We start from the raw sequence: 22170 nt of genomic DNA on the forward strand, positions 1-22170 counted from the left end.
GATGCTAGCGGGCGCATTCCCAGCCGTTGACCCTGCCCGCCACTACCAACCGGTAACCTGTCGCGGTGATCGACCGCAGCACCGAGGGGCCCGAGGCAGCCGAGCGCAGGCGCGGCGGCGTCTCGGCCAGGCTGATCCGTGACCCGCGTTTCGTCGCGCTGCTCGTCGGCGCGGTGGCCTTGTTCGGCACGGCCCTGCTGATTCCGCTGCCCTCTCCCCGCCAGGTGCAGGAGTGGGCGACGTCGGTCGGCCCGGTCTTCCCGCTGGTGTTCTTCGTGGTGCACGCTCTGGTGACGGTGGCGCCGATTCCCCGCACCGTTTTCACCGTCAGCGCGGGGCTGCTGTTCGGCCCGCTGCTGGGCATCACGCTGGCGGTGAGTGCGACGACCGTGAGCGCGGTGCTGGCGATCCTGCTCGTGCGCGCACTGGACCGCGAGCAGGTCGCCGCCCGGCTCACCCATCCCGCGGTGCGCGCGATCGATGAGCGTCTCGCGCGCCGGGGCTGGCTGGCGGTCGGCTCACTCCGGCTCATCGCGGCGGTGCCGTTCTCGGTGATCAATTACTGTTGCGGGCTGTCCTCGATCCGGTTCTGGCCCTACCTCATCGCCACGGTGCTCGGCGTGCTGCCCGGCACGATCGGCACCGTCGTTCTCGGCGACGCGCTCACCGGCACGACCCATCCGGCGATGCTGGCGCTGTCCGGCGTCTGCCTGGCCATCGGCCTGGCGGGTCTGGTCGTCGACGCACGCTGGAGGACGGCACCGCCCGCCCCGGTGGGCATCCCCGAGCCCGTCCGGGCCGCCGACTGACGACGCTCAGTCGGCCACCAGTTCCACCGGAACCGCGATCACGTCCACCATCGCCCCGTTGCGCAGCACCGTGACGGGCAGCTGCACGCCGATCGCCTCGGCGAACAGCTGCCGCTGGATGCCCTGGGCGTCCCGCACTTCCGACCGCGCCACGCTCAGGACCAGATCACCGCGGCGCAGGCCCGCTTCCTCGGCGGGGCCGCCGCGGATCACCTCCACGATGCGCACCCCGGCCGCCTGCCCGGTCCGCGCGGCGACCGGCTCGGGCAGCGGCGCGGGCACGCCGACCAGGCCCAGGTACGCGCGCCGCACCCGTCCCTCGGTGTGCAGCGTGCCGATGATCCGGCGCGTCGTCGCGTTGATCGGGATGGCCAGGCCGAGACCGATCCCGGCGACCGCGGTGTTGATGCCGACCACCCGGCCCGCCGAATCCGACAGGGCACCGCCGGAATTGCCCGGATTGAGCGCCGCATCGGTTTGGATCACGTCTTCGATCACCCGCCCGGCGCGGCGCGACGCCACCGGAACCGCCCGTCCGAGCGCGCTGACCACGCCCGCGGTGACCGAGCCCGCCAGACCGAGCGGACTGCCGACCGCCACCACCAGCTGGCCGACCACCAATCGATCGGCGTCCCCGAGCGGCACCGCGTCCGGCGCGCCGTCGCGGGCGCGCAGCACCGCCAGATCCGACAGCGGATCCACCCCGATCACCTGGAATCGGGATTCCACCCCGTCGGCGAAGACCACCTCGCCCTCCCGCGCCGCGCCGAGGACGTGCGCGTTGGTGAGCAGGAATCCGTCGTCGGTGAAGACCACCGCCGATCCGCTCCCCCGCCTGGTCCGCACACTCGCAACGTGCGGCGTCACCGACGCCGCCACCGCGATCACCGTGCGGGAGTAGGCATCCATCGCGGCGTTGTCCACGCCGACCACCACCCTGTTCGCCAGAATCGCACTACTGCGTCCAGGATGCCCCCGCGGCGCCCACGACGCACCGTGTTCGCCGCAGGCGCAAACGGGCTCCGGTGCGCCGGGCTGTCGCGGACCGGCCGGCCGCTAGGCCGACGGCACCCGGTCGAGAAAGCCGTGCACACTCGTGATCCGGCCGTCGGACCCGAGGGTGATCACGTCCGAGCCCGCGACCGGGGCGCTGCCGTCGGCCGCCGAGACCAGCTCCCAGGAGAAGCGGGCGATGTCGTGGTGGCCGTCGACCGCGCCGAGGCGGCGGAACTCGAAGCCGGGGAACTGCGCCTGCACGCCCCCGATGGCCGCCGTCAGCTGGGCGTGCCCGCTCACCTCCGCGAGCGGATCGGTGTACGCGCCGTCCTCGGCCCAGGCGGCCGCGACCGCGGCGGCCCTGGCGTCCTCGTCGGTGGCGTTCCACGCGGCGAAGTACCGATCGACCGCTTCCTCGTAGCGCGACATGTTGAACCTCCTGTGCTGCAATGCTTTTCGTCAAGCCGAATCGCGTTCTCCGATCGGCTGTCCCCAACCTTGCCGTGCCGCGCGCCCCGCGTCGATTACGCGCGAGGTAATGATTGCCGGACCGGAGCGAGGGACTCAGCCCAGCAGGCCCTTGTTCTTCAGGTAGGCGAGTGGAATCAGCGCCGCCGCAAGCGTCAGCAGGCAGGTCACCAGAAGACCGGTCTGCCAGGACAACTCGGAAATCAGATCCACGGCGTAGCAGGTGGCGATGAGCGTGGGTGGCAGAGCAGCCGCGGTGACGGCGAACGCCTTGACGATCTCGTTCTGCCGGACATCCAGCCCGGCCAGCGCGGACTGCTGCCGGTACCGAACCTTGTCGTACGCCACGCCCGCGCGCTGTCCCACCCCGTCGATGTCCGCGAGCAGCACGCCGATCGCCCCGTCCAGCTCGCCGCGACCGGACCGTGCGTCGGCCCGCAGGTGGCGTGCCGCGCGGGCCAATTGCAGTTGCGTCTCCCGGGTGCGCGCGATGATTCGCTCGGTCGCGTTCATCCGCGACAGTGCGCCGCGCACGTCGGAAGTCGCGAACTCCCGCTCCCGCCGGTCGTGGGCGGAGATCGCGCGCTCGATTTCCTCGTGCGTCGCCTCCAGCGCGTCACCGGTGTGGTGGAGCACCCGCTCCGACGCCTCGTTCAGCGCCCACAGCAGCGCGTACATCACGCCGTGCGCGGAGCCGGCGAGTTCCGGGTTGCGGCGCATCTTCGCGACCGCCTTGTCGAACGGGACGAAATGCTCGGACGGCTGCAACGTCACGAGGAACTCCCCGCCCAGGGCGAAGACGATCGTCGCCCGTTCGATGGTCTCGCCGAGCTGATAGTTGGCGACCACCGGCAGATAGAGGAAGTTGCCCGCCTCCCAGACCTGGTTGTGCGCGGCGGTGAAGTCGATGCCGAGCCGTTCCCGGAGCACTGCCGCGGTGTCGGCGTCGTCGGCGGCGAGGGGAATCCAATGCTGCTGAAGCACTTCCGTGTCGAAGTGATCGGCGGTCACGGCGCTGAGAAAGGTCGTCATCGACTACCGCTGCCCGGAGAAGGGTCGCACGGGCGAGTCCGAGCGAAAGCCGGTCGGCTTGTGCTCCGGGCCCGGTGGGCGAGAGGATGTTTCGTCTTTCTCGGGCAGTGTGGCCATAGCGGGGGCTCCAATACTTACTATCGTGCGGGTGGTGGCGCACCCCTCCTGGACAGAGGAGGCGCACACGGGCGGGGCGGCGTCGATCCGCGACGAGACCATCGGCGCGGACAAGACCACGCATCGGTCGAACCCGCACGCGCGGCCTTACGCGTCGAAATAACGAAGGTGGAAATACGTGCCGTCGGCCGATCAGGGCGCCGTTGCCCGGTCGCCGATCACACACGCGGATCAACGACGCGGCGGCGCAACCCGTTTCTCGAGGGTGGCCCGGCTGTAGATGTCGATATTGTCATCCGGCATCTGCCGCTCACCTCGCTTCGTTGGTCGACCGGCGCACGAATTGCGCCATCCATCATTAGAAACCCGCCGATCGGGGTACGTCAATCAGTTGCGCAAGTATTCGACAGCGCGCCACCCGGTGGAAATCTCGCGGCACGAAACGAGCCGGACGCGCGTGCAGGACAGCGGTTTTCGGCCCGATGCCGCGCGGGCCGGTCACCGGCGGCCACATGGTTGCACAGCCGGACACGGCCGTGTCACCCTACCGACAGCTATGGAGGCGGACGTGACCCAGCAGGGCGAGCCGCCGGGCCCCATCCCGGCGGACCGATTACAGGACGCGGCGGCCGTTTTCGGCATGCTCGCGGCCACCGCGCGCCTGCAGATTCTCTGGCTCCTCGCGCAGGGCGAGCGCGACGTCGGCTCCCTCGCCTCCGCCGTCGGCCAGTCCGTGCCCGCCGTCAGCCAGCACCTGGCCAAACTGAAACTCGCCGGTCTGGTCCACGCCCACAAGGACGGCAGACGGCACGTCTACGCGATCGCCGACCCGGACATCGCCGACCTCGTCCGCCTGGCCTTCCGCCACCACCGCGCCCACCACGACTGACCCGGCCGCACTCCGCCGCGATCGCCGATTCCTGGTGCGGCTCACCGACTCCGGTAATAGTCGGCGAGGGCGTCGAACGCGGCCTTGGGCTCCCAGGGGAGATCGGGGTAGGTGTCGCCGGTACGGTCTTCGAGCACCTTGACCACGCCGTAGCTGGCCAGGTCCAGATCGTCGCGCGGGTCGCCGCCGGGGCGGTGCACATGGTCGTAGAGCGCGAGGACGAAGACGAATGCGCTGTCGACACCCTCGGCGTCGAAGATCTCCAGCAGCTCGCGCAGATACCGCGCCTGCCCGGCCTCGTCGCGCGCGTACTCGCCGTTCAACCGGAGTGGCCCGCGGGTGTCGTCGTATTCGACGATCTGCAGGCCGTGCGCTCCGAGATCACCCGCGCCCGCGAAGGTCGCCGCACCGAACTCGGTGATCGCGAGCGGCTTTCCCCCGGTGGCGAAGGTACGAACGCCCGCACCGAATCGGTCGGCGATCTCGGCCGTCCGGTACAGGTCCACCGACACGATGTCGAACGGCGTCCAATCGACGCGCTCGAGCGGGACGGACGCGTAGGTGACCGGGCCGCCGAAACGCTCGCGAACGGTCATCACGGCCTTGTCGAGGAAGTCGTTCACGCGCCTGCTCGCCTCGACGACGGATTCGCCCAGGTCATCCGGCCGGGCGGTCAGCCACCGCACGCGTTCGTCGATGCTGTCGCCCGGGAGGAACCCGGAGTGCATCAGGCTCAGCTCGGCGCCGGTCACGAAGACCACTTCGGCTCCGCGCCGCCGGATCCGCTCGGCCCGCTCGGCGCAATCCGCGAACAGGGCCAGCATCTCCGCCACAGTCGAATCAAGAGGGTACGGCGAGAACCATATCTCGAGGCCGAGATCGGCGGCGATGGCAGCCGCGAGTTCCAGCCGTCCCGGATCGCCCCCGATGACGCGAACCGCGTTGCAGTGCAGGTCGTCGCGGATGACGCTCAGTTCGCTGGCCACTGTTTTGGGGTCGAACTGAACGCGGGAGAATCGTCCGTCATGAACGAAACCAGTCTCGTAGCTGATGCCTTTGGCGCGCATCGACTCCGCCCTTCCATAATGAGATAGAGTACGTGTCGTATCTTATAGTTCCCCGGTTCGACCGAGCAAGCACGCCCGGCAAGTAGGATCGGCGGCGATTACGGGAAGGGGCCGAAGTGGAAGATGCGGTCCGGCAGCCGGGCGCCGGGCAGACGCGCCGACGTGGGGCCGCTCTCGAAGAGGCGATCCTGCGCGCCGCGGCGGACGAACTCCTCGAATCCGGATACGCCGCGCTGACCATGGACAAGGTCGCCGCCCGGGCCGGAACCAACAAGAACGCCATCTACCGCCGGTGGCCGAACCGCTTGGCACTCGGCATCGCCGCCTACCGCCAGCTGGCCACGACCACACCACCGCCGGACACCGGCAGCCTGCGCGAAGACGCGCTGGAACTGCTACGGCGCGTCAACCGCCATTGGAGTTCGTCCTCGGGCGCGATCCTGCGGGAACTCCTGGCGGCCTGCGGTGGCGCAGCCGAATTCCTGGCACAGCTGCCGGATCAGACCGGCGACGCCGCCGCGGCGCCGTGGCTCACCTTGCTGGGCCGCGCGGTCGCCCGGGGTGAAGCCGCTCCCGAGGCGCTGCATCCGCGCGTCGCCACCGTGGCCCTGATCCTGCTCCGCAACGAATTCGTCGTGCGCGGCGCGCCGACCGCGCCCGACGACGTCCTGATCGACATCGTGGACGAGGTCTACCTGCCGCTGATCCGCAGACGCGATCCGGCCGCGCGCTGAGCGCGCCACACCGCCGGCACGTTGCTGAAGTGGTCGCCTGTCCAACTCCGGTCACCGGGATCGGGCCGGTTCGCCGCGTCGAGCGGCCCCCTACCCGCTTCCCGCGCAGGTGGCAAGCAGATTCCCGTTAGCGCAGCACAGCGGACCAATAGGTACCGTTCGCACCGCACCGCCGGGCCGCCGGGACCGAACCCGCCAGTAGGGTTGACCATGGCGTTGCCAGGCCGGATGCTCTTGGTTGGCCGAACAACTCGAAACCGGACATTCGAACGATCCCCATCGTCGTAGCGTCGAGTTGTGGCGGCGACGACGCCGGCGCGGACCCGCCCCGGCGTCCGGAACTCGAGGGGAGATTTGCGTGACCTACCGCCTGACCGATATCGATTGCGTGAGTGCACGGGGGCACTCCGCGCTAGGGGGAACCCTGGCGATACAGGCGGTCTGGCGTTACGACCGTCCGGTGGACATCGCGGCGCTGGAGCGTTTCCACGAGACGTTGCGCCACGGCAGCCTGGGCAGGGCGGTCGCGCCCGCGATGATCCCCGCCGCCGGTGACCGCTGGACCACCCGAGTCGAATTCAGCCCGCTCGAGGTCGCGGACGAGCCCCTTCCCGCCGGCGCTCTGGAGGCCTGGATCGCCGAACAGGGGCATGCCGAGTTGCGTACCTTCGGCGGGCCCGCATGGCGGCTGGCGGCGACCCACCTCGACAACGGGGAAAGCGCGGTGTCGCTGCTGGTTTCGCACACTCTCGCCGATGGCCACGCGTTCTGCGCGGCGGTCACGGACGCGGTCGCGGGAAAGCGGCTCGACTTGGTGTATCCGAGCGACGGATTCGGCCGGATGCGCTTGCTCGCCGACGATCTTCGCTCTGCCGCGCGGCGAGCCCGGTCGTTCCCCTCGGCGGCCGGTTTGGCGCTGCGGTTGGCCACCGCAAGGCACGGCGGGCCCACCGGCGACGCACCGAACTTCCGCCTGCCGACGATCACCGCGACAGTCCCGGCGCAGCCCTGGCATGCGGCGGCCCGGGCGCGAGGCGGCACCGGCACCACCTTGGCGGTGGCGATGATGGCCGCCATCGCCACCGAGCTCGGCCGCATCGACGAGCAGGGCCGGGTCCGCATGATGATGCCGGTCAGCACCCGCACCGCCGATGATCTCCGCGCGAACGCTCTGACCTCGATCGCCTTCGAGCTGGACGCTCACGAGGGCGAGCCGGCCGATCTCGCCTCGCTGCGCGCGGTGATGAAGGAGAAGCTCACGGAGGCCGCGGCGAGCGGGCAGGACGTCCCGCCGCTGGTCCCGGTCGCGGTGGCGCTGCCGCGCGGGCGCTACGCCCACCTGGCGCGCCAAGCCGCCACCGACCCCATCTCCACGGTCTGTTCCAGCCTCGGCAAGCTCGACCCGGAGATCCTCCGCATCGACGGCCGCCCGGCCTCGGCGATGATGCTCGGCTTGGTCAATCAGAGCTTGAACTCGCGGACCGTCGTGACCGAACGCGGCGGCACCCTCTACGTCGCGCTGATCGAGGCCGCGGAGACGATCACGCTGCGCGTCATGGGTTACCACCCACCGACCCTGCTCGACGCCGAGCGGCTCACCGAGCTGGTGCGGTCCGCGCTCGCCGAGTACGAGCTCTCGGCGACCTTCTGGTAGCCCCGGGCATCCCGCGAGAGGCGCGGGCCGGGATCGGCCGCTTGTCACCGCGATGTGGCACCATCTGGTGAGTGACCAGTAGACCCGCCGCGGCGCAGCACCTGCACGACCTCGCGCGGCTACGCAGGGTCCGCGACCGCATCGATCGGGAGTACGCGCAGCCCCTGGACGTGGAGGCGCTCGCGCGCGACGCGCACATGTCGGCCGGGCACCTCAGCCGCCAGTTCCGGCTCGCGTATGGCGAGTCGCCGTACTCCTATCTGATGACCCGGCGCATCGAGCGTGCGATGTCACTGCTGCGCCGGGGCGACCTGAGCGTCACCGAGGTCTGTTTCGAGGTCGGCTGCTCCTCGCTGGGCACGTTCAGCACGCGCTTCACCGAGCTGGTCGGCGTGCCGCCCAGCGTCTACCGGCGCGAGGCGGCGCGCGCGACGGCGGGGATGCCGTCCTGCGTGGCGAAACAGGTGACCAGACCGATCAGGAATCGAGAAGCGCCGGTTACCGAGCCGCAATTAGCCTGACTGCCATGGACATCACCATTCACGCGAGCTTCCTGCCGCACGACGATCCGGACGCGGCGCTGGCCTTCTACCGTGACCTCCTCGGCTTCGAGGTCCGCAACGACGTCGGATACGAAGGGATGCGCTGGCTCACCGTCGGCCCCGTCGGACAGCCCGGGACCTCCATCGTGCTGCACCCCCCGGGCGCCGACCCCGGCATCACCGACGACGAGCGCCGCACCATCGCCGAGATGATGGCCAAGGGCACCTACGGCGGCATCCTGCTGGCAACCAAGGACCTCGACAGCGCCTTCGAGCGGCTGGTGGCCGGCGACGCGGAGATCGTCCAGGAACCCACCGAGCAACCGTACGGGGTGCGCGACTGCGCCGTCCGCGATCCCGCGGGCAACCTGATCCGCATCCAGCAGCTGCGCTGAACCACCCGGCGCGCTCAGCCGCGACCGCGCACCGGTCCGATAGCCATCGCCGGCCACGGCAGAAGCGGCTGGCCGCCGGGCGGCCCGCAGACAAGTCGACCTGGTTGGATCGAGCCAGGCGACGCCGACCCAGGACCGCCCACGCGGCCCCGCCCGACAGAGGGAGACCCCATGAGCACGGCCACGACGACGGACACGCAGTCGCCCGCGCTGCACGCTGCCGACAGCCACGATCTGATCCGCGTGCACGGCGCGCGCGAGAACAACCTGAAGGATGTCAGCATCGAGATCCCGAAGCGGCGGCTGACGGTGTTCACCGGCGTCTCCGGCTCGGGCAAGAGTTCGCTGGTGTTCAGCACCATCGCCGCGGAGTCGCAGCGGCTGATCAACGAGACCTACAGCGCCTTCGTCCAGGGCTTCATGCCGACGCTGGCCCGGCCCGAGGTCGACGTGCTCGAGGGCCTGACGACCGCGATCATCGTCGACCAGCAACGCATGGGTTCCGACCCGCGTTCCACGGTCGGCACCGCCACCGATGCCAACGCCATGCTGCGGATTCTCTTCAGCCGGCTCGGTAAACCGCACATCGGCTCGCCGCAGGCGTACTCCTTCAACGTCGCCTCGATCAGCGGGGCGGGTGCGGTCACGACCGACCGCGCCGGGAGGACGGTGAAGGAGCGACGCACCTTCAGCATCACCGGCGGCATGTGCCCGCGCTGCGAAGGCAGGGGCTCGGTCTCCGATATCGACCTGACCCAGCTCTACGACGACTCCAAGTCGATCGCCGAGGGCGCGTTCACCATCCCCGGCTGGAAGTCGGACAGCTTCTGGACGGTTCGGGTCTACGCGGAGTCGGGCTTCGTCGACCCGAACAAGCCGATCCGCGAGTACACCAAGAAGGAGATGCGGGACTTCCTCTACAAAGAGCCCACCAAGGTGAAGGTCGAGGGCGTCAACCTCACCTACGAGGGGCTGGTCCCCAAAATCCAGAAGTCGTTCCTGGCCAAGGACCGGGAGGCGATGCAGCCGCACATTCGGGCGTTCGTGGATCGAGCGGTCACCTTCACCACCTGTCCCGAGTGCGACGGCACCCGGCTCACCGAGGCGGCCCGCTCCTCGAAGATCGCGGGCATCAGCATCGCCGACGCCTGCGCGATGCAGATCAGCGACCTGGCCGAGTGGGTGTCCGGTCTCGACGAGCCGTCGGTCGCGCCGCTGCTGGCCGCGCTGCGGCACACCCTCGACTCGTTCGTGGAGATCGGCCTGGGCTACCTCTCGCTCGACCGGCCGTCCGGCACGCTGTCGGGCGGCGAGGCGCAGCGCACGAAGATGATCCGTCATCTCGGCTCGTCGCTCACCGACGTCACCTATGTCTTCGACGAACCGACCATCGGCCTGCACCCGCACGACATCCAGCGGATGAACAACCTGCTGCTGCGGCTACGGGACAAGGGCAACACGGTGCTCGTCGTGGAGCACAAACCGGAGGCCATCGTGATCGCCGACCACGTCGTCGACCTCGGCCCCGGGGCCGGCGCGGCGGGCGGCACCGTGTGCTTCGAGGGCAGCGTCGAAGGGCTGCGGGCCAGCGGCACCGTGACCGGCCGCCATTTCGACGACCGTGCCGCGCTCGAGGAGACGGTGCGCAAGCCCCGAGGCAAGCTGGAGATCCGGGGCGCGAACGCGAACAACCTGCGCGACGTCGACGTCGACATTCCGCTGGGAGTGCTCGTCGCCGTCACCGGTGTGGCCGGGTCGGGCAAGAGTTCCCTGCTGCACGGGTCGATTCCCGCGAGCGAAGGCGTGGTGTCGGTGGACCAGGCGCCCATCCGTGGCTCACGGCGCAGCAACCCGGCGACCTACACCGGCCTGCTCGAACCCATCCGCAAGGCGTTCGCGAAGGTCAACGGCGTCAAGCCCGCGCTGTTCAGCGCCAACTCGGAGGGGGCCTGCCCCACCTGCAACGGCGCGGGCGTCGTCTACACCGACCTGGGGATGATGGCCGGCGTCGCCACCACCTGCGAGGAGTGCGAGGGGAAGCGGTACCAGGCCTCGGTGCTGGAATACCACCTGGGCGGACGCGACATCAGCGAGGTGCTCGCGATGTCGGTGCTCGAGGCGCGGGAGTTCTTCGGCGACGGCGAGGCGCGCACGCCGGCCGCGCACGCCGTCCTGGGCCGGCTCGCCGACGTCGGACTGGGCTATCTCAGCCTGGGCCAGCCGCTCACCACGCTGTCCGGCGGCGAGCGGCAGCGGCTCAAGCTGGCCACGCACATGGCCGACAAGGGCGGCGTCTACATCCTCGACGAGCCGACCACCGGCCTGCATCTCGCCGACGTCGAGCAGCTGCTCGGTCTGCTGGACCGGCTCGTCGACTCCGGCAAGTCGGTCATCGTCATCGAACACCACCAAGCGGTGATGGCGCATGCCGACTGGATCATCGACCTGGGCCCCGGCGCGGGGCACGACGGCGGCCGGGTCGTCTTCGAAGGCACACCCGCCGACCTCGTCGCCGCACGCTCCACCCTCACCGGCGAGCATCTCGCGGCCTACGTCGGCGCCTGATCCGCACGTCGCGCCGACAGCATCGTCACCCGTGGTAACGATGCTGTCCACGGCCCGTGCCGCCGCGAGCGGTGCGGAGTCCGATGTGCCAAGCGTCAATTCCAGTTGTCGATCTTGACGTCGTAGGGGTCCGGCGCGCCTTTCCCGGTCTCGACCAGCGACTTCAAGCTCAGCAGAAAGACCGCCCACTTCGTGCTGCAGTGGTGCATGAACTCCACCGGCTCCTTCCAGCCCCGGTGCGCGAAGAGCACGACGGTGTAGTCGCCCGCCTGATCGAGGGTCCAGTCCACCTCGGTGCCGATCCACTCGTCGGGCCCGCCGACCACCTCCCACAGCACGCGCTTGCCCGGGTCGAGCGCGCGCACTCGCATATCGAATCCGCCCGCGCCGAACCGGAACTCGATCAGTCCGCCGAGTTCGTCGCTCGTGCCGCGCGTGTCGCTCGCCCACCAGCCGGCCAGCCCCTCGGTGGTGGTCAGGGCGGCGTAGACCTCGTCCACCGGCGCTTCGATGCCGACTCTGTGCAGGATGTCCACCATTGTCGATTCCTTTCCTCGGTTGCTTTCGATTCACTGCTGGTCTCGACCACGCTCGATCGCCTCGGCGATCCGCTTGATACGGCGGAGCCTGGCGTCCCACGCCGCGCCCACGGAAGACAGCTGGGCGACCGCTCGGGCGAGTTGCGCCTCGTCCACGCGGTACCGCCGCTCCCGCCCGGCAGGCGTGGCGTGCACCAAGCCGACGCGATCGAGCACGCCGAGATGTTTCGCGACCGCCTGCCGTGTCACGGGCAGCTGCTCGCTGAGACTGGTGGCGGTGCCCCCGCCGTCCACCAGGAGCAGGTCGAGCATCCGCCGACGGGTCGGATCCCCGATGGCGGACCACAGGTCGTCGTCGACCGCCGCGGTCACGGGGCCGACACCAGCCGGGCGATGTATTCCCCCAGCCGGGGAACGTAGGTGTCCCATCCCACGGTGTGCTCGCGGTATTGCTCGGCCAGCTTCGCGGCCTCCCAGCCCGTCTCCCGGAAACCGGTCTCGGTGAGCCGGATCCGGGTCCCCGCACCCGAGGCAACGAGTTCGAAGGTGACCAGCAGCGAGCCCGCGGAGTCATCGACCTCGCCGTCGGGGTAGCACCAGCGGAAGGAGAACACCCGAGGCCGCTCGGCCCGCACCACAGTGATCGGAGCGACCTGCGCGCGGTCTCCCCAGACGAGTTCACCGACCGCACCGGGAGTCACGTCGAAGTCGGCGTCGTCGCTCCACCACTGCGAGATGTGCTCCGGGCTGCTGACAACCTCGAACACCACCTCGGGAGAGGCGTCGACGTAGATCTCCCGTTCGATGCTGCCGTACTCCATACTCGTCGCCCTTCCATCATATGCAACATTTGGTTGCACATCACGCTAGCCCGCCACCGGCCGAAGCGCAACCATTAGTTGCATATTCGCCTGCGGACCGTCGTCGGCGCGCGATCTCCACGCCCGCCCGCCGGTTTACCGAGATCACTGCCCGTCAGCCGGATCGCCGGTCGCTCACCGGTCCGGGCGACCGATCGCGCGGCATGCGCCGCACGCTGGAGCATGCCGTGGAGGAACAACGGCGCGGGACAGCCGGTCCACTCAGCCCGCCACAATTCGTAGGCGTTGGCCGCCTCCGCGATATCCCGGGCGCGAGCGACGTTGTCCCGGGCGGCGGCCGCGAAGTTCGCGTCGGCACGGGCGAGACCGCACGCACCGGCCGCCGCGTCCGCCCGTGCCGAATCGGCCAGACCGCGGGCAACGACAGAGCTATTGCAACGGAACACCTTTCGCGACCGGCGAACCGCCGGGTTACCCGCCGGGGTTGCCGACCTGATCCGGAATGGCCGGACTCGGTGTCACCGTGCGGCGTCGTCGCCGAGTGTGAAGGTGATCACGACCGGTCCGCCCGAGGGGCAGCGGTTGGCGTCGCGCCCTTTCGAATTCCCGACAATTGGATGTCGGCGCTACGAGAACGGCGTTACGCCCGGGATTTCGGGGCTCTGTCCGGGCCCCGGTGCACCGCCCCGGAGAGCCACGTCACGGTAAGGCGCCGGAATGGCATGGGAGGGCACGTTTCGCGACGTTCGCGATCGGTAATGTCGGACGGGTGAGTAGCTGGGTGCGCCGGAAGTTCCACGGCATCGGACGAATCGATCGGGCGATCGGCGGCGCGGTCGCCGAACTGCCGGCCTCGGTGGTCGACCACGGCCTCTTGCGGCTCACCAACAGTGCCGATTTCAGCGGCTTGTGGCTGGCTCTCGCGACACTGCTCGCCACCCGCCAGGGCGCACCGCGCCGGGCCGCGCTGCGCGGTGTCGCCTCCGTCGCAGGAGCCAGCCTCGTCGTCAATGTGGGCCTCAAGTCGCTCATCGCACGACGCAGGCCCGCCGCCGAACTGCTGCCGGTGTACCGGCGGCTCACCCCCGCCCCGAGGTCGTCGTCGTTCCCCTCGGGACACAGCGCCTGCGCCGCCGCGTTCGCCACGGCCGTGGCCATGGAAAGCCCGCGCACCGCGCTGGTGGTCGCCCCGCTGGCCGCCACCGTCGCCTACTCGCGGGTGCACACCGGCGTGCACTGGAGTTCCGATGTGGTCATCGGCGCGGCCGTCGGTTCCGGTGTCGCCTTGGCCACGCGACGCTGGTGGCCGGTGCGCGAATCCGATGAGGCGCAGGCCAGCCCGGTCCCCGCGGTGCCGACGCTGGTGGAGGGCAAAGGCCTCGTGGTCATGGTCAATCCGATTTCCGGCGATCCGAATTACGACCCCACCGACGACGTCGTCGAGGCCCTGCCCGCCGCCACCGTGCTGCGCACGCAGCCCGATGTCGACTGCGCCGACCAGCTCGAGCGGGCCATCGCCGACCACGGCGAACCGGTGCTGGCGGTCGGTGTCGCCGGTGGCGACGGCACGGTGGCGGCCGTGGCCGCGGTCGCGTTGCGCCACGAACTGCCGCTGGTCGTCATCCCCACCGGCACGCTCAACCACTTCGCCCGCGACCTCGGCGTCTACGACCTGCGCGAAGTGATCGATGCGACCGGCGAGGGCGAGGCGGTCGCGGTCGACATCGCCAGCGTCGAATGCGAGGACGAGACCGGTTCGCGCACCAGGCATCTGATCAACACGGCCAGCCTCGGCGCCTATCCGGATCTGGTGCAGCTGCGCGAACAATGGCAGTCACGCTGGGGCAAATGGCCGGCGTTCGCCGCCGCGCTCGTGGTCACCCTGCGCCGGGCCGAGCCGATCGAGATCTGCCTGGACGGACGCTGGCAGCGGGTCTGGTTCCTCTTCGTCGGCAACGGTCCCTACCATCCGCACGGCGCGGTGCCCGCTTTCCGCGACCGGCTCGACGCCGGACTGCTCGACGTGCGCTGGCTGCGCGCCGATCTGCGCTGGTCGCGCACCCGTGCCGTGCTGGCACTGCTGCTGGCGGCGATCGGCCACAGCAAGGTCTACGGCGAGCGGCAGCTGCCCGAACTCTTCGTGCACCTGCCCACGCCGGAGGCGCTGGCCACCGACGGTGAGGTGATCGGCAAGGCCACCCGGCTGCACTTCGCCATCGCGGGTCAGCTCGCCGTCTACCGCCGGGACGAATCGAATCCCCTCTGGGCCGACCGCAGCCGCCCCCACCACCGCCGATCGCCCTGGCTCCGCGACGCCTTCCGTGCCCGCCGACCGTTTCAGCGACGTGCGGGCGAAGACTGACCCACGGCCGCGCCCTACTTCATGTAGCGCAGCAACCCGAGGTCCGGCTCGAGCGCGCCGTCCTGGCCCAGGGACAGGAAGTCCGCCTCGACGGCGTCGCGCTCCAGCACCCCGGCCCGCACCGCGTGGTAACGCACGACCGACCAGAGGAAGATATCGAGATCGTCGAAACGAGTGCCGCCCTCGACGACTTCCTCCTCGTGGAACCAGATCGCGACCTGTCCGTTGGTGAGCACCAGGTACAGGTTGCCGCCGCCGTCCGCGCCGATCGAGTACACGTCGTCGTCGGTCAACTCGGTCTCGTAGTCGGAGTCCATCAGCCCGCAGTCGTTGCCGGCGAAATCGAAACCGTAGGACCAGGAATGGATGTCCAGGAACTGCGGCATGCGCCCGGATCGCACCCGGCGGTCGAAGGCCGCCAGAGCCGCCGCGGCCGCGGGCGCCAACCGGTCCAGAAAGGGCGCCACGGGCCGGGTTTCTTCCGGCACGATGACCGGCGGCCGGTCGGCGAACCATCTCGCCAGATCGGCGTCCAGGTCGCGCTCGACATAGCCGGCCAAGTCGTCACGAGTAAGTGTCACCGCCGAATCCTAGACGGGGGCAGACGCATTCGCCGGCTTGCGCACGTCGTACTGCACCTGTCGCAGCCGCACTGCACGTCCGCCGCCGTCCCTGCGCGGCCGCATCCGGTAGCCCAGCGTTAAGCTGCTGCACCTATGGCACTCAGCGCGACACTGCACAGCTTCGCCGTCCACTTGGCCGACGTCGACCGCGGCGTCTATCAGGAGCTGGAGTTGCGGGTGGCGTGTCACCCGTCGGAATCCGCGGAGTTCATGCTGACCCGCGTGCTGGCCTACTGCCTCGAGTACGAGGAGGGGATCGCCTTCAGCGACGGCGGAGTCTCGTCCACCGACGAGCCCGCGGTGCTGGTCCGCGACCTCACCGGACGGCTGACCGCGTGGATCGAAGTCGGCGCGCCGGACGCCGAGCGGGTGCACCGGGGCAGCAAGCTGGCCGAACGCGTCGCCGTCTACACCCATCGCGACCCGGTGAAAGTACTGGCGCAACTCACCGGCAAACGCATTCATCGCGCCGACGCGATACCGCTGTACAGCTTCGATCGCGACTTCATCGATGCCGCCGTCGCCGCGGTCGAACGACGCAACGCTGTCACCCTGTCCGTCACCGAGCGTTTGCTGTATCTGGACCTCAACGGCACCGGACTGAGCACTTCCGTGCACGAGCACCGGCTCACGTAGCGTTCTTCGATCCGGACCGTTCGCGATAGGCCGGCGACGCCGGTCGTCATGTTGCGCACGGGGTGTTGTCCCTGGCCGACCGAAGCGGTTTTTCGACCTCCCCCACGGAACCGGCGCGGCGTTCGAGTCCCAGCGGAACCACCCGAACGGCGACCCACCGTCTACTGCGAGGTGGGGAAGGTTCGTGACGCGCGGCTCACCGCATCCGGCGTTCGCACTCCTCGAATTCGGCTCCCGTTGCGAAGCAGTCGTCGAGGCCGCTCTGCACGTCGCCACTGGTGGGCGGCTCACCGCAGAGGATTCCGCAGCGCTCGTAGTTCGGGACGGCAGTGCCGTCGGGCCGATGGCAGGCGTCGCTGTCACAGGCGTAGCCGCGCGTGTGGGGATCGCGCGGGATCGGGTTCCGGCTATAGGACCACACGAACGCGTCGGTGTTCTGTACCTGTGTGCAGTAGACGGTCCGACCGTCGGCGAGGTGGCCAACCGCGCCGGGATCCTGGCAATAGTCGTTCAAGGTGACCGTGGAACCGTTCGACGGTCCGGCCGACCCACTGCCCGACGGCAGCGGCGCGGCCGCCGAGGTCGCGAACATCGCCGCCAGGAACGTCACCCCGCCGACAACCCCCACGACAATCCTGTGCACCACCCCTCCCTCAGCGAGCCCACCCATACTTCCCTCCCTACTACTTCACGACCGAGCCCCGGACTATACGCTTTCCACCAACACGAGTGGCACATGAGCGTGAACCCTTCTCGCGCTCCGCCACGACCATGTGCCACTCGCAGAGTTGGCCTGTTTGCCCGTGTTCGGCCTCGGAGGGTAGGGCCGTTGCACTCGCCGTGCATGTGCGGCTTCCGGTCCACGAGTGTCCATGGTTGCGAGCTGGCACGCTCAGGCGAATCGCCGGCGCTCAGAACAGGAAATAGCGCTGCGCCATGGGCAATTCGGCAGCTGGTTGTTCGCGCCAGACCTCGCCGTCGATGCGGACGGTGAAGGTGTCCGGGTCGACCTCGATGCGCGGCATGGCGTCGTTGTGCGGCAGATCCGTCTTCGTCACGCCCCGCACGTTGCGGACCGGCACCAGCCTGCGCCGCACCCGCAGCCGGTCGGCGAGGCCGTCCTCGATCGCCTGCTCGGAGACGAAATGCAGCGAGGTGGCGGCGGCGGTCGCCGGGGCGGCGCCGAACATGGGGCGCGGTAGCACCGGCTGCGGTGTCGGGATGGAGGCGTTGGCGTCGCCCATCGCGGCCCAGGCGATCGCGCCGCCCTTGAGCACGGCGTGCGGGCGAACGCCGAAGAACGCGGGCTCCCACAGCACCAGATCGGCGAGCTTGCCCACTTCGACCGAACCGATCTCGTGGTCCAGGCCGTGCGCGATAGCCGGGCAGATGGTGTATTTCGCGACGTACCGCCGCACCCGTGCGTTGTCGGCGGCGCCGTCGCCCGGCAGGGCGCCGCGGCGGCGCTTCATCACGTGCGCGGTCTGCCAGGTGCGCAGTACGACCTCACCGATGCGGCCCATGGCCTGCGAGTCGCTGCCGATCATCGAGATGGCGCCCAGATCGTGCAGCAGGTCCTCGGCCGCGATGGTGGACGGGCGGATGCGGCTCTCGGCGAAGGCCAGGTCCTCGGGGATCGACGCGCTCAGGTGGTGGCACACCATGAGCATGTCCAGGTGCTCGTCGAGCGTGTTGATCGTGTGCGGGCGAGTCGGGTTGGTCGAGCTGGGCAGCACGTTGGGATGGGCGGCGACGGTGATGATGTCGGGCGCGTGCCCGCCGCCCGCGCCCTCGGTGTGGTAGGCGTGGATGCCGCGCCCGGCGATCGCCGCGAGGGTGTCCTCGACGAAACCCGCCTCGTTCAAGGTGTCCGAGTGCAGCGCGACCTGGACCCCGGCCGCGTCGGCCACGGTGAGGCAGGCATCGATCGCGGCCGGTGTGGAGCCCCAATCCTCGTGCAACTTGAATCCCGCCGCCCCGGCTCGCAATTGCTCCCACATGGCCTCGGCGCTGACGGTGTTGCCCTTGCCGAGCAGCACGATGTTCACCGGCCAGCCGTCGGTGGCCTCGAGCATCCGCGCCAGATGCCACGCGCCGGGCGTCACGGTGGTCGCCTTGCTGCCCTCGGCCGGGCCGGTGCCCCCGCCGATGAGGGTGGTGATGCCGCCGCCGAGCGCCTCCTCCAGGAGCTGCGGGCAGATGAAGTGCACGTGGCAGTCGATCGCGCCCGCGGTGAGGATGCGGCCGTTGCCCGCGATGATCTCGGTGGACGGGCCGACGACGAGATCGGGGTGCACCCCGGTCATGGTGTCGGGATTGCCCGCCTTGCCGATCGCGCTGATCCGTCCGTCACGAATACCCACGTCCGCCTTGACGATTCCCCAATGGTCGACGATCACCACGCCCGTGATCACGGTGTCGGGAGCGCCTTCGGCGCGCGTCGCCCGGGATTGGCCCATCGATTCGCGCAGCACCTTGCCACCGCCGAACACGGCCTCGTCGCCCGCGCGCCCCGGTCCCCCGCTGCGGTCCTCGGTGATCTCGATCAGCAGATCGGTGTCCGCCAATCGAATCCGGTCGCCCGTCGTCGGCCCGAACAGTTCGGCGTACCGGGCCCGGCTCAGCTCACTCATCGCGTCCTCCTGCCCGGCACTTCCCGGGGATCGGCCGGGCCCATGCACTAGTCATCGAGACGCCCGGGTGGGGTGCGGCTGATCCCGTGGACCTCGCGTGCGCCGCCCAGCGGCACGAGCCGCACGCGTTGCCCGAGACCGGGTTCGAAGCGCACCGCGGTCCCGGCCGGGATGTCCAGGCGGTGTCCGTGCGCGGCCGCCCGGTCGAACCGCAGCGCCGCGTTCGCTTGCGGGAAGTGCACATGGCTGCCGACCTGCACCGGCCGATCACCGGTGTTCAGCACGTCCAGTTCGAGGCGCTCAGCGCCGGGATTCAGCTCGATGACGCCCTCGGCGCAGAAGTATTCGCCCGGGATCACGCCGGGCCTCGCTTCGCCTGGGCGGCGTTCGAATACCGCATGCCGCCCGCCTAGCCGATCGGATGGTGCACGGTGACGAGTTTGGTGCCGTCCGGGAAGGTCGCCTCGACCTGGACATCGGGAATCATCTCCGGCACGCCTTCCATCACGTCGTCGCGGGCCAGGACCGTGCGCCCCGAGGACATCAGCTCGGCGACGGTACGGCCGTCCCGTGCGCCTTCCAGCACGTGATCGGTGATCAGCGCGACCGCCTCGGGATGGTTCAGCTTGAGTCCGCGCGCCCGCCTGCGCCGGGCCAGCTCGGCGGCGTAGCTCAGCAGCAGGCGCTCCTGCTCGTGCGGTGACAGTCGCATCCGGGCTCCTCACCGGTTCACAGAGGCGGGTGACGGCCATTCTGGCACGCCCGTTCCGCCCTCGCCGGGCGACGGTCAGGAACGATGGGGCAGATTCTGCAAGCGCACCTGGCCGCGGGCCACGGTGCGGTTCTGCTCGTCGGTGATGACGACCTGCCACAGCTGCTGCAGTCTGCCCCGGTGCAGCGGCGTCGCCTCGCCCGACAGCGTGCCCTCGCGCACCGCGCGCAGGAAATCGGTGTTGTTGTTCACGCCGACCACCGTGCCCTGGTCGCCGAACCAGATGCCGCCTGCGATGCTGGCGAGCGTCTCGATGACGGTGCAGTACACACCGCCGTTCTGGATGCCCGCGGGCTGGTAGAGATGCGGTTTGACGACCCACTCGCCGCGCACGCGGTCGGGGCTCAGCTCGGTGTAGCGCAGGCCGATCAGGTCGGCGAAGGTGCCTTCGCTGTAGGCGTTCATCTGCTCCGGCGTGACGCCCGCCAGCGAGCCGAACCGCTGCGTTTCCTGCTGTGTCATGTATTCACTGTCGCACAGCCCCCACCGCCCGCCGGCGCGGCCTCATCCGCCGGCCAGCGTGACCGACCGGCCGTTCAGCGGCTGGGTCGGCCGGTTGCTGTGGGCGAACAACGCCCGGTAGCGGTCGGCGTCGGCGGGGGCCACCGCGACCGGACTGCCGAGCACCGTCCACGAGACACCCTCGCTGCACGGCGGGGTGGTGAGTGAACCCTGATAACGGTACTGATCGGTGGCACCCGGCAACATCGAGCGCAAGTCGATCGGGCCCGGCACGACCGTCTCGGCGTCCACCGCCCGCGGCGCGACCGAGAGGATCGGCGCGAAGCCCGACGGCCCCGGTGCGGCCCGCAGCAGCACACCGAGCACAGCCACCTGACCTGTCGCGCTCTTGTGCACGAAGTGCGCTTCCATCGTGGTACCCACGCCGTCCACGGTGTGCTCGCTCGGCAGGTGGAAATGGAATTGCACGAGCTCGAACGGCACGTCGTCGACCACGATCCGATTTCCGTTGTGCGGCGGGAGATTCGCCTGCACGGTGTGCCCGTTGTTCCGCAGCGTCACCGTGGGCACCGAGTGGTAGTCGACGGTGGTGTGCTCGTGCGGCTCGAGGCGGGCGTGACCGGGCAGATCGACGGGTGACTGCTGATGGCCGCTCTTGCAGGTCAGGAAGTCCCGGTCCAGGTCGGCCCAATGGTCGGGGCCCTCGGCGTCGTAATCCCAGTGCGGCGCGTGGTGCGTCGACGGTTCGCCCGTCGGTCCCCGCTGCCCGCCCGAGCCGCAGGCGGGCAGCACGAGTACCGCGACCGCGGCCAGGACCGCGGCGATCGATCGGGGACGGAACGGTGTGCTGGTGGGCAAGCTGACAACCCCTCGAACTTCCGGAGAGCCACCGTGAAAGCCTGTGCGGGAGGGCAAGCGGGCGTCATCGACGACTCGGACCAGGCGCGCGACGGTGCGCACCGATGACCGCGACACGGCACCGGGCCGAATCCGCGACGCGGCGGTGACCCGCCGAGGACGGCCGGACCACGAATAACCCTGTCGTGCAGCGGGTTCGGGCGTTCGTGTCGGCGTCAGACTAGATCCGTGCCCCGGCGGCACGCCAGAGCGGGCGACGCAGGTCACAGGGAACAGAGCGGCGGGCCCCACCGGAGGTGGAGCCCGCCGCGGCACGGGATCGGGGGTCACCGCAGCCCTCGGGACTCTCGCGCGATCCGTACGCCGAGATAAGTATAGGTCAGGCTTACCTAACTAAGCAAGATCCCGACCGTCGCACGGGGAGCCCGCGCTCGGCCATCGCCGCCAGCAACGCCTGGCCGCGCCGCGCGCCGGTCGCCGAATCGGTTCGCGCGAGGTCGGGCACGTAAGTCGAAGCGCCCGCGACCGATTCGCCCACGAGGGACCAGAACCGCCGGGCACTCAGACCGGAGCAGCGGGCCAAGCTCTGCTGGACGACCGTCAGCGCGGACTCGCAGCGATGCGCGAGCCAGACGTACATCGCTTCCGGGCACGGCAAGGCGACCACACCCCGTCCACCGGCCAGCGGATCCCCGTCGACCACGCGAATCGTCGTGTCCGACAGGCCCGCCCAGTCGATCCCGCCGTCGTTGTCGGTATGGATCCAAAGGTTCTCCAAGCCCGGATCCCAGGCCCGCCCCTCCGCGACGAGCAGCGCGACCACGCGTCCGACGATCGCGTGGATCAGCGCGGTGGCAACGACTTCCGCCGCGATATCGGCGCTGATCATCTCCGCGGCGTGCCGCCGGTACATGAGTTCGACGCGTCCCTCGCGCACGCCGTCGGCCAGTCGCCACCAGCGCCGCTTGCCCTGCTCCGCCATCGACGCCACGGCGTAGACCCGCGGATGTTCCGGTTGCAGCGCGCGAAGCCGGGCACAGGCGCGTCCGAACGCCGTCGGCGAGCGATGTGGCGTGGTGATGAGCTCGGTCATCGAACCTCCTCGGGGATCGGCTCCGTCGCGCGGCGCGGCGGACACTCGGCCATGCCCGTCTGTACCGAAAGATAGGTTAGGCTTACCAGACCTAGCAACCGTA

General features: G+C 69.8%; 25 protein-coding genes. 10 read left to right on the forward strand and 15 right to left on the reverse strand.

Features of this window, described 5'->3' with window-relative positions:
- Window positions 1-131 precede the first annotated feature (131 nt).
- A complete protein-coding gene (locus tag QMG86_RS18105) occupies window positions 132-809 on the forward strand; it encodes a TVP38/TMEM64 family protein (RefSeq protein WP_281881006.1) in 678 nt (225 codons plus the stop codon).
- A gap of 6 nt (window positions 810-815) precedes the next feature.
- On the opposite strand, the gene QMG86_RS18110 is transcribed toward QMG86_RS18105, so the two are convergent.
- The 3 genes from QMG86_RS18110 to QMG86_RS18120 all read right to left on the reverse strand — a co-directional run bounded on the left by QMG86_RS18110 (window position 816) and on the right by QMG86_RS18120 (window position 3305).
- Window positions 816-1718: a S1C family serine protease gene (locus QMG86_RS18110; RefSeq protein ID WP_281881008.1), complete on the reverse strand. Its 903-nt coding sequence runs from the start codon at window positions 1716-1718 to the stop codon at window positions 816-818.
- Between the two features lie 147 nt (window positions 1719-1865).
- Window positions 1866-2234: a nuclear transport factor 2 family protein gene (locus QMG86_RS18115; RefSeq protein ID WP_281873509.1), complete on the reverse strand. Its 369-nt coding sequence runs from the start codon at window positions 2232-2234 to the stop codon at window positions 1866-1868.
- 135 nt (window positions 2235-2369) lie between these two features.
- The gene (locus tag QMG86_RS18120) at window positions 2370-3305 is read right to left on the reverse strand and encodes a CorA family divalent cation transporter (protein WP_281873511.1); all 936 of its coding nucleotides are present in this window, start codon (window positions 3303-3305) and stop codon (window positions 2370-2372) included.
- A 148-nt stretch (window positions 3306-3453) separates the two neighbouring features.
- Here QMG86_RS18120 and QMG86_RS18125 point away from each other — a divergent pair, with 148 nt between their 5' ends.
- Together QMG86_RS18125 and QMG86_RS18130 are read left to right on the forward strand one after the other, a co-directional pair.
- Window positions 3454-3585, forward strand: coding sequence for a hypothetical protein (locus QMG86_RS18125; RefSeq protein ID WP_281873513.1), 132 nt, complete (start codon window positions 3454-3456; stop codon window positions 3583-3585).
- 405 nt (window positions 3586-3990) lie between these two features.
- Window positions 3991-4311 carry an ArsR/SmtB family transcription factor gene (locus QMG86_RS18130; protein ID WP_281873515.1) on the forward strand — a complete coding sequence of 107 codons (321 nt, stop codon included), beginning with the start codon at window positions 3991-3993 and terminating at the stop codon, window positions 4309-4311.
- A gap of 41 nt (window positions 4312-4352) precedes the next feature.
- Here QMG86_RS18130 and QMG86_RS18135 read toward each other — a convergent pair whose 3' ends face one another.
- Window positions 4353-5378, reverse strand: coding sequence for a glycoside hydrolase family 113 protein (locus QMG86_RS18135; protein WP_281873516.1), 1026 nt, complete (start codon window positions 5376-5378; stop codon window positions 4353-4355).
- A 116-nt stretch (window positions 5379-5494) separates the two neighbouring features.
- Between QMG86_RS18135 and QMG86_RS18140 the strand changes: the two genes are divergently transcribed.
- The 5 genes from QMG86_RS18140 (at window position 5495) to QMG86_RS18160 (ending at window position 11268) form a co-directional block, all read left to right on the forward strand.
- Window positions 5495-6112, forward strand: coding sequence for a TetR/AcrR family transcriptional regulator (locus tag QMG86_RS18140; RefSeq protein WP_281873519.1), 618 nt, complete (start codon window positions 5495-5497; stop codon window positions 6110-6112).
- Window positions 6113-6470: 358 nt separating this feature from the next.
- On the forward strand, window positions 6471-7766 hold the full coding sequence (locus tag QMG86_RS18145; protein ID WP_281873520.1) for a hypothetical protein: 1296 nt from the start codon (window positions 6471-6473) through the stop codon (window positions 7764-7766).
- 71 nt (window positions 7767-7837) lie between these two features.
- A complete protein-coding gene (locus QMG86_RS18150; protein ID WP_281873522.1) occupies window positions 7838-8287 on the forward strand; it encodes a helix-turn-helix transcriptional regulator in 450 nt (149 codons plus the stop codon).
- Between the two features lie 5 nt (window positions 8288-8292).
- Window positions 8293-8703, forward strand: coding sequence for a VOC family protein (locus tag QMG86_RS18155; protein WP_281873523.1), 411 nt, complete (start codon window positions 8293-8295; stop codon window positions 8701-8703).
- A gap of 171 nt (window positions 8704-8874) precedes the next feature.
- Window positions 8875-11268 carry an ATP-binding cassette domain-containing protein gene (locus QMG86_RS18160; RefSeq protein WP_281873524.1) on the forward strand — a complete coding sequence of 798 codons (2394 nt, stop codon included), beginning with the start codon at window positions 8875-8877 and terminating at the stop codon, window positions 11266-11268.
- Window positions 11269-11363: 95 nt separating this feature from the next.
- Here the strand turns inward: QMG86_RS18160 and QMG86_RS18165 are convergent, their stop codons facing one another.
- The 3 genes from QMG86_RS18165 to QMG86_RS18175 are packed head-to-tail and all read right to left on the reverse strand — an operon-like array spanning window position 11364 to window position 12628.
- Complete coding sequence (locus QMG86_RS18165; RefSeq protein WP_281873525.1) at window positions 11364-11807, reverse strand: SRPBCC family protein; 444 nt, start codon at window positions 11805-11807, stop codon at window positions 11364-11366.
- 30 nt (window positions 11808-11837) lie between these two features.
- The gene (locus QMG86_RS18170; protein WP_281873527.1) at window positions 11838-12179 is read right to left on the reverse strand and encodes an ArsR/SmtB family transcription factor; all 342 of its coding nucleotides are present in this window, start codon (window positions 12177-12179) and stop codon (window positions 11838-11840) included.
- A complete protein-coding gene (locus QMG86_RS18175) occupies window positions 12176-12628 on the reverse strand; it encodes an SRPBCC family protein (RefSeq protein ID WP_281873528.1) in 453 nt (150 codons plus the stop codon). Before QMG86_RS18175 ends, QMG86_RS18170 begins: the two co-directional genes overlap by 4 nt.
- A gap of 769 nt (window positions 12629-13397) precedes the next feature.
- Between QMG86_RS18175 and QMG86_RS18180 the strand changes: the two genes are divergently transcribed.
- Window positions 13398-14990, forward strand: coding sequence for a bifunctional phosphatase PAP2/diacylglycerol kinase family protein (locus QMG86_RS18180; RefSeq protein ID WP_281873530.1), 1593 nt, complete (start codon window positions 13398-13400; stop codon window positions 14988-14990).
- Between the two features lie 14 nt (window positions 14991-15004).
- On the opposite strand, the gene QMG86_RS18185 is transcribed toward QMG86_RS18180, so the two are convergent.
- Entirely contained in the window at window positions 15005-15571 is a 567-nt protein-coding gene (locus QMG86_RS18185) for a hypothetical protein (RefSeq protein ID WP_281873532.1), read from the reverse strand.
- 135 nt (window positions 15572-15706) lie between these two features.
- Here QMG86_RS18185 and QMG86_RS18190 point away from each other — a divergent pair, with 135 nt between their 5' ends.
- Entirely contained in the window at window positions 15707-16249 is a 543-nt protein-coding gene (locus tag QMG86_RS18190) for a YaeQ family protein (protein ID WP_281873533.1), read from the forward strand.
- Between the two features lie 196 nt (window positions 16250-16445).
- Here QMG86_RS18190 and QMG86_RS18195 read toward each other — a convergent pair whose 3' ends face one another.
- The 7 genes from QMG86_RS18195 to QMG86_RS18225 form a co-directional block, all read right to left on the reverse strand.
- Window positions 16446-16892 carry a hypothetical protein gene (locus QMG86_RS18195; RefSeq protein WP_281873535.1) on the reverse strand — a complete coding sequence of 149 codons (447 nt, stop codon included), beginning with the start codon at window positions 16890-16892 and terminating at the stop codon, window positions 16446-16448.
- A gap of 268 nt (window positions 16893-17160) precedes the next feature.
- Window positions 17161-18882, reverse strand: a complete 1722-nt coding sequence (locus tag QMG86_RS18200; RefSeq protein WP_281873537.1) for an urease subunit alpha — start codon at window positions 18880-18882, stop codon at window positions 17161-17163.
- Window positions 18883-18929: 47 nt separating this feature from the next.
- On the reverse strand, window positions 18930-19241 hold the full coding sequence (locus QMG86_RS18205) for an urease subunit beta (RefSeq protein ID WP_281873539.1): 312 nt from the start codon (window positions 19239-19241) through the stop codon (window positions 18930-18932).
- A gap of 50 nt (window positions 19242-19291) precedes the next feature.
- A complete protein-coding gene (locus tag QMG86_RS18210) occupies window positions 19292-19594 on the reverse strand; it encodes an urease subunit gamma (RefSeq protein WP_195090954.1) in 303 nt (100 codons plus the stop codon).
- Window positions 19595-19669: 75 nt separating this feature from the next.
- Window positions 19670-20116, reverse strand: a complete 447-nt coding sequence (locus tag QMG86_RS18215) for a PaaI family thioesterase (RefSeq protein ID WP_434086107.1) — start codon at window positions 20114-20116, stop codon at window positions 19670-19672.
- A 42-nt stretch (window positions 20117-20158) separates the two neighbouring features.
- Entirely contained in the window at window positions 20159-20974 is an 816-nt protein-coding gene (locus QMG86_RS18220) for a carbonic anhydrase (protein ID WP_281873542.1), read from the reverse strand.
- 385 nt (window positions 20975-21359) lie between these two features.
- Complete coding sequence (locus QMG86_RS18225) at window positions 21360-22067, reverse strand: hypothetical protein (RefSeq protein WP_281873543.1); 708 nt, start codon at window positions 22065-22067, stop codon at window positions 21360-21362.
- Between the last annotated feature and the right edge of the window lie 103 nt (window positions 22068-22170).

Source organism: Nocardia sputorum (genome assembly GCF_027924405.1).
Lineage (GTDB): Bacteria > Actinomycetota > Actinomycetes > Mycobacteriales > Mycobacteriaceae > Nocardia > Nocardia sputorum.

What these genes read in the sequence shown, in the direction of transcription:
- QMG86_RS18110 (WP_281881008.1), bottom strand. Translation starts at nt 1,718, where the DNA reads ATGGATGCCTACTCCCGCACGGTGATCGCGGTGGCGGCGTCGGTGACG.
- QMG86_RS18115 (WP_281873509.1), bottom strand. Translation starts at nt 2,234, where the DNA reads ATGTCGCGCTACGAGGAAGCGGTCGATCGGTACTTCGCCGCGTGGAAC.
- QMG86_RS18120 (WP_281873511.1), bottom strand. Translation starts at nt 3,305, where the DNA reads ATGACGACCTTTCTCAGCGCCGTGACCGCCGATCACTTCGACACGGAA.
- QMG86_RS18135 (WP_281873516.1), bottom strand. Translation starts at nt 5,378, where the DNA reads ATGCGCGCCAAAGGCATCAGCTACGAGACTGGTTTCGTTCATGACGGA.
- QMG86_RS18155 (WP_281873523.1), top strand. Translation starts at nt 8,293, where the DNA reads ATGGACATCACCATTCACGCGAGCTTCCTGCCGCACGACGATCCGGAC.
- QMG86_RS18160 (WP_281873524.1), top strand. Translation starts at nt 8,875, where the DNA reads ATGAGCACGGCCACGACGACGGACACGCAGTCGCCCGCGCTGCACGCT.
- QMG86_RS18165 (WP_281873525.1), bottom strand. Translation starts at nt 11,807, where the DNA reads ATGGTGGACATCCTGCACAGAGTCGGCATCGAAGCGCCGGTGGACGAG.
- QMG86_RS18175 (WP_281873528.1), bottom strand. Translation starts at nt 12,628, where the DNA reads ATGGAGTACGGCAGCATCGAACGGGAGATCTACGTCGACGCCTCTCCC.
- QMG86_RS18190 (WP_281873533.1), top strand. Translation starts at nt 15,707, where the DNA reads ATGGCACTCAGCGCGACACTGCACAGCTTCGCCGTCCACTTGGCCGAC.
- QMG86_RS18200 (WP_281873537.1), bottom strand. Translation starts at nt 18,882, where the DNA reads ATGAGTGAGCTGAGCCGGGCCCGGTACGCCGAACTGTTCGGGCCGACG.
- QMG86_RS18210 (WP_195090954.1), bottom strand. Translation starts at nt 19,594, where the DNA reads ATGCGACTGTCACCGCACGAGCAGGAGCGCCTGCTGCTGAGCTACGCC.
- QMG86_RS18215 (WP_434086107.1), bottom strand. Translation starts at nt 20,116, where the DNA reads ATGACACAGCAGGAAACGCAGCGGTTCGGCTCGCTGGCGGGCGTCACG.
- QMG86_RS18225 (WP_281873543.1), bottom strand. Translation starts at nt 22,067, where the DNA reads ATGACCGAGCTCATCACCACGCCACATCGCTCGCCGACGGCGTTCGGA.